This is a genomic window from Acidithiobacillus concretivorus, assembly GCF_018853445.1.
Lineage (GTDB): Bacteria > Pseudomonadota > Gammaproteobacteria > Acidithiobacillales > Acidithiobacillaceae > Acidithiobacillus > Acidithiobacillus concretivorus.
The window spans coordinates 20,562-32,557 of sequence record NZ_JABELD010000080.1; the positions used below are offsets into that span (position 1 = coordinate 20,562).

At 52.9% G+C, this 11,996-nt stretch carries 9 protein-coding genes; 4 read left to right on the forward strand and 5 right to left on the reverse strand.

What is annotated here, in order from left to right; genetic code table 11:
* Positions 1-64 precede the first annotated feature (64 nt).
* Positions 65-2,788: a DNA polymerase I gene (gene polA / locus HJG40_RS10965; RefSeq protein WP_215864223.1), complete on the forward strand. Its 2,724-nt coding sequence runs from the start codon at positions 65-67 to the stop codon at positions 2,786-2,788.
* On the opposite strand, the gene kch is transcribed toward polA, so the two are convergent.
* Entirely contained in the window at positions 2,785-4,053 is a 1,269-nt protein-coding gene (gene kch / locus HJG40_RS10970) for a voltage-gated potassium channel protein (RefSeq protein WP_215864224.1), read from the reverse strand. The two genes, polA and kch, sit on opposite strands and share 4 nt — an antisense overlap.
* 65 nt (positions 4,054-4,118) lie before the next feature.
* Positions 4,119-4,841 (reverse strand): ribosome biogenesis GTP-binding protein YihA/YsxC, encoded by a 723-nt coding sequence (gene yihA / locus HJG40_RS10975; protein WP_368356099.1) that lies wholly within the window; start codon positions 4,839-4,841, stop codon positions 4,119-4,121.
* 106 nt (positions 4,842-4,947) lie between these two features.
* Here yihA and HJG40_RS10980 point away from each other — a divergent pair, with 106 nt between their 5' ends.
* Together HJG40_RS10980 and ccsB are read left to right on the forward strand one after the other, a co-directional pair.
* Positions 4,948-6,813 (forward strand): cytochrome c biogenesis protein ResB, encoded by a 1,866-nt coding sequence (locus HJG40_RS10980; RefSeq protein ID WP_215864225.1) that lies wholly within the window; start codon positions 4,948-4,950, stop codon positions 6,811-6,813.
* The gene (gene ccsB, locus HJG40_RS10985) at positions 6,794-7,969 is read left to right on the forward strand and encodes a c-type cytochrome biogenesis protein CcsB (RefSeq protein WP_215864226.1); all 1,176 of its coding nucleotides are present in this window, start codon (positions 6,794-6,796) and stop codon (positions 7,967-7,969) included. Before HJG40_RS10980 ends, ccsB begins: the two co-directional genes overlap by 20 nt.
* Positions 7,970-8,088: 119 nt before the next feature.
* Here the strand turns inward: ccsB and HJG40_RS10990 are convergent, their stop codons facing one another.
* From HJG40_RS10990 to HJG40_RS11000, 3 genes are all read right to left on the reverse strand, one after another.
* A complete protein-coding gene (locus HJG40_RS10990) occupies positions 8,089-9,321 on the reverse strand; it encodes an MFS transporter (protein ID WP_226857395.1) in 1,233 nt (410 codons plus the stop codon).
* 25 nt (positions 9,322-9,346) lie between these two features.
* Complete coding sequence (gene panD / locus HJG40_RS10995; protein ID WP_215864227.1) at positions 9,347-9,718, reverse strand: aspartate 1-decarboxylase; 372 nt, start codon at positions 9,716-9,718, stop codon at positions 9,347-9,349.
* A gap of 227 nt (positions 9,719-9,945) precedes the next feature.
* Entirely contained in the window at positions 9,946-10,326 is a 381-nt protein-coding gene (locus HJG40_RS11000; RefSeq protein ID WP_215864228.1) for a PsiF family protein, read from the reverse strand.
* Positions 10,327-10,506: 180 nt separating this feature from the next.
* Between HJG40_RS11000 and tyrS the strand changes: the two genes are divergently transcribed.
* The gene (gene tyrS, locus HJG40_RS11005) at positions 10,507-11,733 is read left to right on the forward strand and encodes a tyrosine--tRNA ligase (protein WP_226857396.1); all 1,227 of its coding nucleotides are present in this window, start codon (positions 10,507-10,509) and stop codon (positions 11,731-11,733) included.
* Positions 11,734-11,996 lie beyond the last annotated feature (263 nt).

Here is an 11,996-nt window from a genome sequence, read left to right on the forward strand (position 1 = left end):
ATTCCCGTGTCATTGATGGAGATTTTTCGTATTATGACGGAAATTCGCAGACAAGTCCCAGATCATGCCCCAAGACCCCCGTATTCTCGTTGACGCCTCTAGTTTCCTGTATCGGGCTTTCCATGCCCTGCCGGACTTGCGCGCGCCGGATAATCTGCCTACCGGCGCGATATTCGGGGTGGCCAACATGCTGCGGCGCCTGGCGAAAGAATATCCCAGTGATGAAATCATTGTGATTTTTGATGCTCCCGGCGGGACTTTTCGTGACCGGCTTTATCCGGAATATAAAGCCCAGCGTCCTGCCATGCCAGAAGATTTGCGCGCCCAGATTCCTTTGCTGCATGAATGGATCCAGGCAACGGGTCTGCCGCTGGTGCTGGTGCCGGATGTGGAAGCCGATGATGTTATTGGGACGCTCGCGGGCTCGGCGCAGGCGGGCCAGCAGGTGATTATCGTGACGGGTGATAAGGATATGGCCCAGTTGGTCAATGATCAGGTCACGCTGCTGGATACCATGAAGGGCGTAAAAACCGACGTAGCCGGGGTATGGGAACGATACGGCGTGGCCCCTGAACGTATCGCTGATTTACTGGCGCTTACGGGTGACAAAGTCGATAACATTCCGGGGGTGCCCGGAGCCGGGCCAAAAACAGCGGCTAAATGGATTCAGCAATATGGCAGTCTGGATGGCGTTCTGGCCCACGCCGATGAAATCGGTGGCAAAATAGGCGAGGCACTGCGGACCTCTCTGCACTATCTGCCCCTCAGTCTGGATCTGACCACGATTCGCTGCAATCTCCATCTGCCGGAGCAATCTTATCAACGCGTTCCCGAAAACACCCAAAAACTGCGCAGCCTCGCCCAGCGCCTGGGCTTTCATGCCTGGCTCAAGGAATATCCAGCCGAGGTGGGCACCGAGGATAACGAGGTTTCGATAAATGAAACGGCTGTGGGGGGATTGATGCCTATTGATCGCAGCCGTTATCGGGCGATTACGACCCCCGCAGCGCTGGAAAACCTGCTGCAAAAGCTACAGCAGGCGGCCCTGGTGGCACTGGACACCGAAACGACGGCATTGGACCCACTGAATGCTGATCTGGTGGGTATTTCCTGTGCCTGGCAGGAAGGCGATCAGATTGAAGCGGTGTATATTCCGCTAGGACATCGGGATAACAGTACGCAGCTTGTGCTGGATCATGTATTAGCAGCGTTGCGGCCCTGGCTGGAAAATCCGCTGGCAGCAAAGCTGGCCCAAAATGCCAAGTATGACTGGCGGGTGTTCTGGCGTTACGGCATTTATCCGGCAGGCTTGTGCCGGGATACCCTGCTGGAAAGTTACATCCTCGACAGCAGCCAGAATAACCACGATCTGGACTCTCTGGCGCAGCGCCATCTGCAGCACCAGAACATTACCTACGAAGAAGTCGCGGGCAAAGGCAAGTCGGCGCGCAATTTTGCCGATGTGCCCGTGTCCGAGGCCTTACCCTATGCGGCTGAAGATGCGGACGCTTGTTGGCGGATTGATGCTCAACTATGGCCACGCTTTGCCAATGAACCGGGTCTGCAGCGTGTCCTGATGGACATTGAAATGCCCCTGGTGCTGGTACTGGCGCGTATGGAACAGGCAGGTGTCCGGGTAGACAAGGAGCAGTTGAAAACTCTCAGCATGGAATTGGGCAGGGATATGGCAGCTTGTGAAGCCAAAGCCTTCGAGTCAGCCGGACAATCATTCAATCTTGGCTCACCGAAACAAATTCAGGAAATTCTTTTTGATAAAATGCAGTTGCCGGTCCTGAAAAAAACGCCTGGTGGTCAGCCCTCTACCAGTGAAGATGTGTTGGCTCAACTGGCGGTTCAGGCGGAACTCCCCCGACTGATTCTGGAATATCGGGGAATGGCCAAGCTGAAAAACACTTACGCAGATGCCCTGCCGGAAATGATCAATCCCCAGACGGGTCGGGTGCATACCCATTTTCAGCAGGCCGTGGCGGCCACCGGACGCTTGTCCTCCAGTGCGCCGAATTTGCAGAATATCCCGGTGCGTACCGAGCAGGGTCGGCGTATTCGTCAGGCATTTGTTGCGGAAGATGGTTTTTATCTGCTGAGTGCCGATTACTCACAAATTGAATTACGCATCATGGCCCACCTTTCCCGGGACGCCCGTCTTTTGCAGGCTTTTGCCGAGGGGCAGGATATTCACGCCGCAACGGCTGCCGAAGTGTTCAATCTGGCTCCGGAGGCGGTGGATAGTGATGCCCGGCGTGCAGCCAAAGCCATCAATTTCGGCTTGATATATGGCCAGACCCCTTATGGCCTCGCCCAGCAACTAGGTATTGAGCAAAGTGCTGCCCGGGCTTATATGGATCGGTATTTCGATCGGTATCCGGGGGTACTTACTTACATGGAGCAAACCCGCGTTTTGGCGCGGCAGCAGGGTTATGTGGAAACCTTGTTCGGACGTCGTTTGTATGTGCCTGAAATTCGCTCCAGTAATGCGGCGCGGCGCAATTACGCCGAGCGGGCTGCCATCAACGCGCCCATGCAGGGTACGGCGGCTGATTTGATCAAAAAAGCCATGATTGCGGTAGATGCCTGGTTGCAGGAAGACCCGGGCCGGGGTCGTATGATTTTGCAGGTGCATGATGAATTGATTCTGGAGGTGCCCGAAAGTGGCCTTGAAGCGGCCCGTGCAGCCCTCAAGGAGCGCATGGAAGGCGTGGCAGAGTTGGCGGTTCCCCTACTGGTGGGCCTCGGAGTGGGAAAACATTGGGATGCTGCGCACGGCTAGCCTTTGCCTGGCGTGGCGCCTGTCCCGCTACTGAAGCGGAACATTTTCATGACGGCGTTGTTATCCAGTTGCTCGCCATTAAGTGCCATGGCAAGCAACTCGCCACCCAGTACCTGGGGAGCGATGATCATATCCGGCTGGACCCTGCGCACCCGGCCAAGATTTTTACTGTCATTGACTGCGGCAACGGTTTTGGCGGAGCCTTCCATTTCCTTGACCGCCAGCACCACGAAGGCATTTTCTGAATCATCTGCGCGCAGGGCGAGCACCGCCAGAGCCTGCTCGGCACCGGCACTGCGCAATATATCGGTGTCACTGGAATCACCCATAATCAAATCATCCGCCTGATAAATGGAGTCATCGGGCTGGTGTCCCATGATCACGATGACGGGTAAATTGCGACTTTTCAGTTCTCGATAACTATTGCGCGCCAGCGGCGTATCGCCCGCGATGATGTAATGATTTTTTAGAGTCATGCGGCGTTTTTCTCCTTGTAGCGCCGATTGCAGTCGGTTATTGATTGCAGGAACAATAATGGCTGATAACGAAGTAGCAAATACGGTGATTCCCAGCACAATCAAAGATACCACAAAAAGTCTGGCCTCGTTGGAAACGGGCAAAACATCGCCATAACCGACGGTAGACATGGTGACTATGGAAAAATAAAGCGCCCCGGTCAGGCTATGAATATGCGGTTTGAAGCCGTCACCCAGAATATAAGCTCCGAAAACCCCATAACCCATAACCATAATGGCGCCTACCAGAGCAAACAGGGTACCGGTGGCAAGACTGCTGTGATTAAAACGACTCCGGAAAATCCACAAAAAAAACACCAGAACCGCATTGTAGTAAAGCAACGCAGAAATATGTTGGGGATGGCGATAAATGCCAACGGCAAGAACCGCTGATGCAATAGTGAGAACAATGGCCCAGGCAAAGCGCGAACGAAATAATAATCCCAGCGACATAATCAGCAGAATGATGCCTGCAGCGCCCTGCGGTAGGCCACGAAAGGCGTCGAGTACGAAGCCGCTGGACATGTCTGCAAGACTGCCGACATAGCTTAGGCCCAGCAAATGTTCGATGGCCGGAAGAATGTTGAAAAGCCCTAGAAAACCTACCGCTGCAGCAATGGGTGTATGTGGATACCAGCGTTCAAGCTGCAGGCGCCTTGCCCAGCGCTCGGCACGTCCTCGCCAGCGGTTACGCCAGTTCGGGCGTAAAATATGCCAGGGATGAGGTATGTGACTGAACTTTTCCGACATGCTTCACTCAAACCCGATGAGTAACGCATTGCTTGTCTGGATCCGGTCTACCCTCCCTGGCCGGATCATGAGTCCTCCCCTCCCTTTGAGGGCTCGTTATTAACCCCGGCAGAAGTCGGGGTTTCTTTTTGTTCGCTGGGGGCCAGCCAGCCCGCAATCAACTGATGCAATTCGTCCAGACCCTGTCCGGTTTGCGCCGAAAACAGTTGCATGGCAACCCCCTGCAATTCCGGCATCCGCCGCAATCGGGCCATTTCCTGCAAGGCCGCCCCGCGACTGAGTTTATCGGCCTTGTTGAGAAGGACGTGGACCGGGCGACCACAACCCGCAGCAAAGCCAATCAGATCCGCATCATGTGGTCCATAAGGATGGCGAATGTCCATAACCAGAATCAGAGCGCGCAGACTGCTGCGGCGGCGCAGGTATTGTTCGAGTAATGGACCCCAGGAACGCCTTAAGGCCTCAGGGACTTTGGCATAACCATAACCGGGGAGATCGATGAGGCGCTGACCAGGGTCCAGATCAAATACGTTGATAGCCTGCGTGCGGCCGGGTGTGCGACTGACGCGTGCCAGAGCGCGACGTTCGGTGAGCATGTTGAGGGTAGAGGACTTACCCACGTTGGAACGTCCGGCAATGGCCACTTCGGCCCCATCATCCGGGGGGAGTTGTCCCGCCTGGGTCACGCTGAGGCGAAAGCTGGCCCGTCGTAACGGGGCGAAACGGAAAGGTGTTGGGTTGGTATGGTTCATGCTGAGAGCATAGTCGTCGTCAGTTGGTTCTGGCAATCTGAAAGTCATGCTCAGGGAGCTTGCTGCTATCCAGTCCAGGACCTAGACTGCGAAAAAACAATTCAAGTGGAATAATTCACTGAAAAAAATAGGGAGAACAGCTTTGCAAGCACATGTAGATGGCCTTGCCTGGCAGCAGCCGCGCTGGCGATTGCTGGTACAGTTTTTGGGGTCCATGCGACTGGCGGTCAGTCTGCTGGTATTGCTGGCCATTGCTTCGGTGATTGGCACTATTCTCAGTCAACAGCAGCCCTACCAGAATTATGCCATGCAGTTTGGGCCATTCTGGTTTTCGGTATACCGTGAACTCGGTTTGTACAATGTGTACCGCACTTTGTGGTATACGGCGATTGTGGCCTTTCTGGTGTTATCCACGGCAACTTGCGTCACTCGAAACAGTCCCCGGATGTTGCGCGAAATGCGCGAGTTTCCAATTCGTCAACGCGATACGGTGATTTTGGGTCAGGATCATTGGGTACGAATGGCCACGGCGTTGCCTATGACTCAGGCACAAGAGCGCATCCTGCAAGTGTTGCGAGCCTCTGGCTATAAACCGCGCGTGGAACAAAAAGACGGCGATATGGCCATTGCTGCCCGCAAGGGCCGCTACCATCGTCTAGGCTACTTTCTCACCCATATTGCTATTGTCGTCATTTGTGCGGCGGCACTTTATAACGCCGACGTGCCCGTTAAATGGGCAGAATGGCAAGGAACACTGAAACCAGAGCAGAATTTCGATCTTCCGCTCTCAAAAATCCCCCAGACGGCCTGGATGTCCCAAAATAATCCGGCCTATCGGGGAATTATCACGCTGCCCGAAGGCCAGACCGCCAATGCGGTATTTGAACTCGCCGGTAATGGTTATCTAGTGCAACCTCTGCCTTTTCGGATTCATTTGCAATCTTTTCATATTTCTTATTATTCCACTGGAATGCCCAAGGATTTTACTTCCAGTGTTGTGCTCTACAGCCCGCAGGGAAAAGTGCTCAAAACAGGCGATGTGCGTGTAAATCACCCCATGTCCTATGATGGCGTATATATTTATCAGTCGAGTTTCAGTGACGGTGGTTCATTGCTGCATATGAAAACCTATTTGCTCGGTGCGTCGGGCGCGCAGCCCGGCGAACTTTCCGGACGGGTAGGGCAAACGCTTCATGCCGGTCATTCCGGCTATGCTGTTGATTTGAAAAATTTCAGTCTTTACAACATTATGCCCAAGGCGGCGGTAGGCGAAAAAGCCACTCCGGATCATCCCACCCTTAATCTGGGTCCCAGTTTTACCTACATCATTCACAATCCCAATGGCCAGGCCGCCGAATTCAAGACGTACATGACGCCCATGCGGCGGGGTGGGCAAGGTTTTTTTGTTCAGGGATTTCGGGATGCGCTGGGCGACGCCTACCGGTACATATATATCCCTACCGGGCCTAACGGGAGTATTGGTTTATTCATGGATTATCTGGCGGCTTTGCAGTCTGCGGCTCGCACGGGTGCCAACGCTTCTCAGGCTATTTTCACCGATATCTTTCAGCAGGTTGTTGCCCGTCATGCTCCGGGAATGAGCACGGCGGAACAATCCCGTTTTTTGCAGGCAAGTATGCAAACCTTGGTGCAACTACACGATTACCCCATGCCTTTCATTTTATCGTTGAGTAGTTTTGATCATCGCTGGGCAGCCGGCTTGCAGGTGACCAAGTGGCCTGGAACCATTGTGATTTATTGGGGATGTGTGGCCCTGGTGCTGGGCATTTTTATCCTGTTTTATATTCCTCAGAAGCGTATCTGGCTCCGCCTTCGTCCCCAGGGGCAGGAGTCCGAGGGAGTAGAGTTGTTGTTGGGGGCTTCTGCAGACCGCAACCGTCTGGATTTTACCAAAGAGTTTAAGCGATGGACCGGGACCTTGGAGCAGGCCCTGGGCGTCGATCACGCCGAATACAAGGAGCAAAAAGATGGCCAACACACGCGTTGAAAGCTGGACAGGAGTAACCCCGGAGCCAAGCTGGTGGACACAGTGGAAGTTAAGAGACTGGGCATGGTTTGCTGGATTGAGTATTGCTGCCGGAATTATTTTGGGGCTGTATGGCAGCAGTTTTGGTTACTGGCAATTTGTGGTACTTGGTGCCTGGTATAGCGCTCTGCTGGTGGCGGGGCTTGCCTGGCGTCCCGTGCAGTTAGCCAGCATCGGAATCGTTCTGCCTGCACTGTTAGCTGTGTGGCTTTATAGCATCGGCCAAACTACCACGAATAATATCCTTCTGCGTGATGTATTACAGGGCTACGCCGCAGTTATGTGGATGTCCGCTCTGCTGCTCGCCGCTACCGCCAGTTATCTGTTTTATCTTTTTACCGGACGCGAGTGGGTGGGTCAGTGGGCCACAGCCCTGACCTGGGCCGGCGTCATCATGGGATTCATTGGTCTTGGGGTGCGGTGGCGGGAAACCTACCTGGGCCATCCGGATTGGGGGCATATTCCGGTAAGCAACCTCTGGGAAGTTCTGGTCCTTTTTTGTGCTTCTACGCCCTTGTTTTACCGGTATTATGAAAAGCGTAACGAAGCACGCGCCCTGGGCGCTTTTGTGATGCCGCTGGTGGCCGCTGGCGTAGGGTTTTTACTCTGGCTGACTTTTGCCCAGCACATGGACCAGATTGAGCCACTCATTCCCGCCCTGCAAAGTTTCTGGATGAAATTACATGTTCCCATGATATTTGTGGGTTATGCCAATTTTACCATCGCCAGTCTCATTGGTGTGGGTTATTTGTTGACGGAGCGATCGCGCCGCCGTGGTTCAGGATTACTGCTTCGGGTCATGCCCAGTAGTGAAGTCATGGACGACGTGATGTATAAGGCCATTGCCCTGGGATTTCTATTTTTTACAGTGGCAACCATTTTAGGCGCGGTATGGGCCGCCAAAGCCTGGGGCGGCTTCTGGTCCTGGGACCCTAAAGAAACCTGGGCGCTCATTGTCTGGCTAAATTACGCTGGCTATTTACATGCCCGCGTAGTTAAAGGTTGGCGCGGTTCGGCCATGGCCTGGTGGTCATTCATGAGCCTTTGGGTCGTGAGTTTCTGTTTTCTGGGCGTCAATATGTTTCTTTCGGGGTTGCATTCTTACGGGAAGTTATAAATTTCCTGATGAACTCGGTTTTCTGGGGCTCGTTAATTATCTGATGACCCGTGCGGTAGGCGTTTGTCTGTAAATTACGGTGAGAGTCAACAGGTTCGGCGCGAGATCTGATCAGATGCTTATTGCTTTTGTTTGCTGAAAAACCGACGAAACAGGACAAGATACATTCCCTGCAAGGCGACGGCCAATAAAAACGGGGTAACCAGCATTTCGGCTTCAAAGAACAGTCCGGCGATGCTGGGTCCGATGGCTCTGGGTGCTTGCAGGGATAAACTGTTTACAGTCGCTGCCAGACCGCGTTTGTCTTTTCCAACCAATCCCAGAAACAATGCTTGCCTTGATCCGATACTACCCTGGTTCAACGCAGCCCGAAAAATGTAAAGCAGCATGGCCAGCCAGAATACGGGCGCAAAAGGTAAGGCCAACATCATTATCAAACCCAGCAGGCGCATGCGGGTCACCGTACCAACCATGCCAAAACGTCTGGTCAGGCGTAATCCCAGAAGCGACATGAGTGCCGCACTGAAAAAGGCCAAAGCCATGGCCGCACCAATAGCGGCAGGACCTACGCCAAAGCGCAGATGAAACCAGTAGGCCATCAGTGGACCGACCATGCCAATCCCTAATCCGTTCAAAGCATTGATGGCACCAAATCTCAGCAGAACTCGCCCTACAGACGAAGGCCTGCCCGCAATGATCTCAGGGTTTTCTAGTTTTGTGGCAGGAGCCGCAACCTGATCAATCTCTTCAGCTGTTAAGGAAGACTCTTCAGCGCGTAGCAAAAAAAACAGACAATACAATGAACCCAGTAACACGACTATAAATAAAGACCGATATGCTTCCGGTTCTGGCAACACCCCATTCAGTAGTCCGGGCAGCGTCGCCAGTAATGCGCCAACGGCCATGCCTGCCAGTCCGACACTGGTATTCAGGTGGAAAATCTGTCCCCATTGCTTATGGGAAACGCTCCGGGACATCCAGGATTGTTCGGCGGGGGCGAAGGGGCCGGCACCACCATTAGCGCCTCTGCCAAAGGCACCGAGAATGGCCGCCAAGCTGAGCCAGACGGGCTGGGCCGTACTCAAGGCGATGATTGCGGTACCAATCTGGATACCCTCATAGCCCAACAAAAAGCGTTTGGCGCCAAAACGATCGCTGAGTGGCCCAACAATCAGGGTTGCCAGCGCACCTACCAGCAAACTAACTGAATATAAGCCGCCGATATGGATGGCTGACCAATGCAAGGCATGGAGATAGAGGGCAAAATCTACGACCAGTGCACCTTGGCCGACACTCCGGGCAACCCGCGCAGCCATGAGCAGACGAGCATTGCGAGGAATGTCTGAAAGCAATGGGGGAAAGACTCAGTGGAACGGCTTATTTGATTTCATGACGGGCATGGGTAATCTGATTGTGCGAGTCCACATATACGAGCCGGGGCTGAAATTCTGAAACCTGATCTTCAGCTATTTGTGCGTAAGCGGCAATAATCAAAATGTCGCCCAGCGCTGCGCGGCGTGCGGCTGCACCATTTACAGATATGACCCCCGAACCGGGTGCTGCGGAAATGGCATAAGTACTGAACCGGTCGCCGTTATTGACGTTATAAATATGCACTTGCTCATAAGGATAAATGCCCGCGCTTTTCAGCAGATGCGCATCAATGGCGCAGGAGCCTTCATACTCCAGTTCCACTGCGGTAACCCGAACCCGATGCAGCTTGCCCTTGAGTAAGGTGAGCAAAGTCATGAGCGATCTTCATCCCGCTGGTGCTTTTTGGCCAGGCGATTGACGCCGACCGCAACAATAATCAGAAGTAGGGGGGTTCCAACCATGATCACAATTTCTCCCCAGAGACTAAGCATATGAGAGTATCTCCCGACAAGTACAATGGTTGTCGAGTTTACCCCTTGCAGGGTAATGGGGGAATGGTTGCAGCCATCTAAAAATGTTAGATGGCTGCTGGTTTGCTGGAATTACTTGTTGCTGAGGCAGGACTTCATGAAGGTTTTACGCTCCGCGCCTTTTTTACCTTTGGCATCGGCATTACAGGTTTTCATCCGCATCTGTTGAGAGTTCAGTTTTTTTTCGGTTTTGGGTTTCTCTACTTTTATCTCTTTGACTTTTTTTGCTTCAGGTGCTTTTGCGGCAGGAACAGCCACTTCACCTTTCAGGCAGGACTTCATGAACGTCTTACGTTCTTCGCCCTTCTTACCTTTGGCATCGGCATTACAGGTCTTCATGCGTTCCTGGTGGGGCGTGAGGGGTTTGACAGCATGTGTCGCCGTTTCTGCGAATGACAAGGCAGGGACAGCAAGGGATAGGCACAGTAATGACATTACAGTTTTTTTAAGCATCTTTCGTTCCTTTTCTTTGGTAGATTATACAGCATAAATAGTATTACATATCGGTGACTTAGCTGCCAACAATAGTCAGATAGTCCGATACGTTACATGAATCATGACACCTCCATTCAGCGCGGCTTGCGTAAATGCTAAGATGCGGCCTACCCGATCAATTGCGGATACTTTATGACCATGAATACAGAACAAGCAGAAGCACAAATTGCTCTGGGCACGGTAGATATTCTTCCGGAAGGAGAAATATCCAAACGTCTGGAGCTCGCAGCAGAAAAATCCGAACCATTGCGAATCAAGCTCGGTATGGATCCGACCGCTCCAGATCTTCACCTCGGTCATACGGTATTACTTCATAAGGCAAGACAGTTTCAGGATATGGGTCACAAATTATTATTCATCGTGGGTGATTTTACAGCGATGATCGGTGACCCGACGGGCAAAAATGTTACCCGCAAGCCTCTTAGCCGTGAGGAGGTTGCCGCCAATGCCGAAACCTATCAGCGCCAGGTCTTTAAGATACTCGATCCTGAGCGGACTGAAATACTTTTTAACTCCAGGTGGTTGGGCGCGTTAGCTCCAGAAGCGCTGATCCAGCTTGCCGCGCGTTATACGGTGGCCCGGATGCTGGAGCGCGATGATTTCAGTAAGCGCTATGCAGCGAATCAACCCATTGCTATCCACGAGTTTCTTTATCCCCTGCTGCAAGGGTATGACTCGGTAGCCATCAAGGCGGATCTGGAAATGGGCGGGACCGATCAACGTTTTAATCTGCTGGTAGGTCGGGAACTTCAACGAGAATACTGTCAAAAAGCGCAAATGGTGTTGACCATGCCAATTCTGGAGGGCCTGGATGGGGTACAGAAAATGTCCAAATCCCTGGGTAATTTTATAGCCGTGGAAGATCCTGCCGCAGAAATGTTTGGCAAGATCATGTCTATTTCGGACGCGCTGATGTGGCGCTATTTCACCCTGCTATCCCGGGTCCCTGTCCAGGAGCAGGAACAATGGCGACGTGGAGCAGAAGAAGGATTGCTGAATCCTCGGGATATAAAACTGGATCTTGGCGAAGAGCTGGTGACCCGGTTTCATACGAAAGATGAGGCAGAAGAAGCGCGTAAGACTTTTTTGGCCCGCTTTCAGCGCCATGAAACGCCGCAGGACCTACCCCTAATGAGTTATGCCTTCGCTACCCCTCCACGACTCGCGCAGGTGCTGGTACAGACTGGTTTGGCGAGTAGCAACAGCGAAGCCATGCGCAAAATCCGCGAAAATGCCGTGCGAGTGAATGGCGAACGAGCAGGCGATCCGACGGTAACGCTGAATATTGGGGAGGAATATTTACTGCAACTAGGTAAACGCCACTTTGCCAGGGTGGCGCTCTGCGCGGAGAAAAACGGTAACTAACAGAATATAAAGACTTCCTGATGGTCGATCCCGAAATACAGGAAAGATACGAAAATATTGTGTTGACACCCTTCGAACCCTGCGTATAATGCGCCCTCACGACGCGGCGTTGAGCCGCACCGGACTCCGGTCCGGATGTTCTTTAAAAGCCGAGTGGAGATGTGTGGGGTTTAGGCCCAAGCTGTATTGAGTATGATTTATCGTACTGAATATGGCGGAAGTTGAACAAATTGTATGGATTGAACTTAAGAGTTTGATCCTGG

Coding starts and splice junctions, on each gene's coding strand:
- polA (WP_215864223.1), top strand. CDS start 65: ATGCCCCAAGACCCCCGTATTCTCGTTGACGCCTCTAGTTTCCTGTAT.
- kch (WP_215864224.1), bottom strand. CDS start 4,053: ATGTCGGAAAAGTTCAGTCACATACCTCATCCCTGGCATATTTTACGC.
- ccsB (WP_215864226.1), top strand. CDS start 6,794: ATGGCCAACACACGCGTTGAAAGCTGGACAGGAGTAACCCCGGAGCCA.
- panD (WP_215864227.1), bottom strand. CDS start 9,718: ATGACTTTGCTCACCTTACTCAAGGGCAAGCTGCATCGGGTTCGGGTT.
- HJG40_RS11000 (WP_215864228.1), bottom strand. CDS start 10,326: ATGCTTAAAAAAACTGTAATGTCATTACTGTGCCTATCCCTTGCTGTC.
- tyrS (WP_226857396.1), top strand. CDS start 10,507: ATGAATACAGAACAAGCAGAAGCACAAATTGCTCTGGGCACGGTAGAT.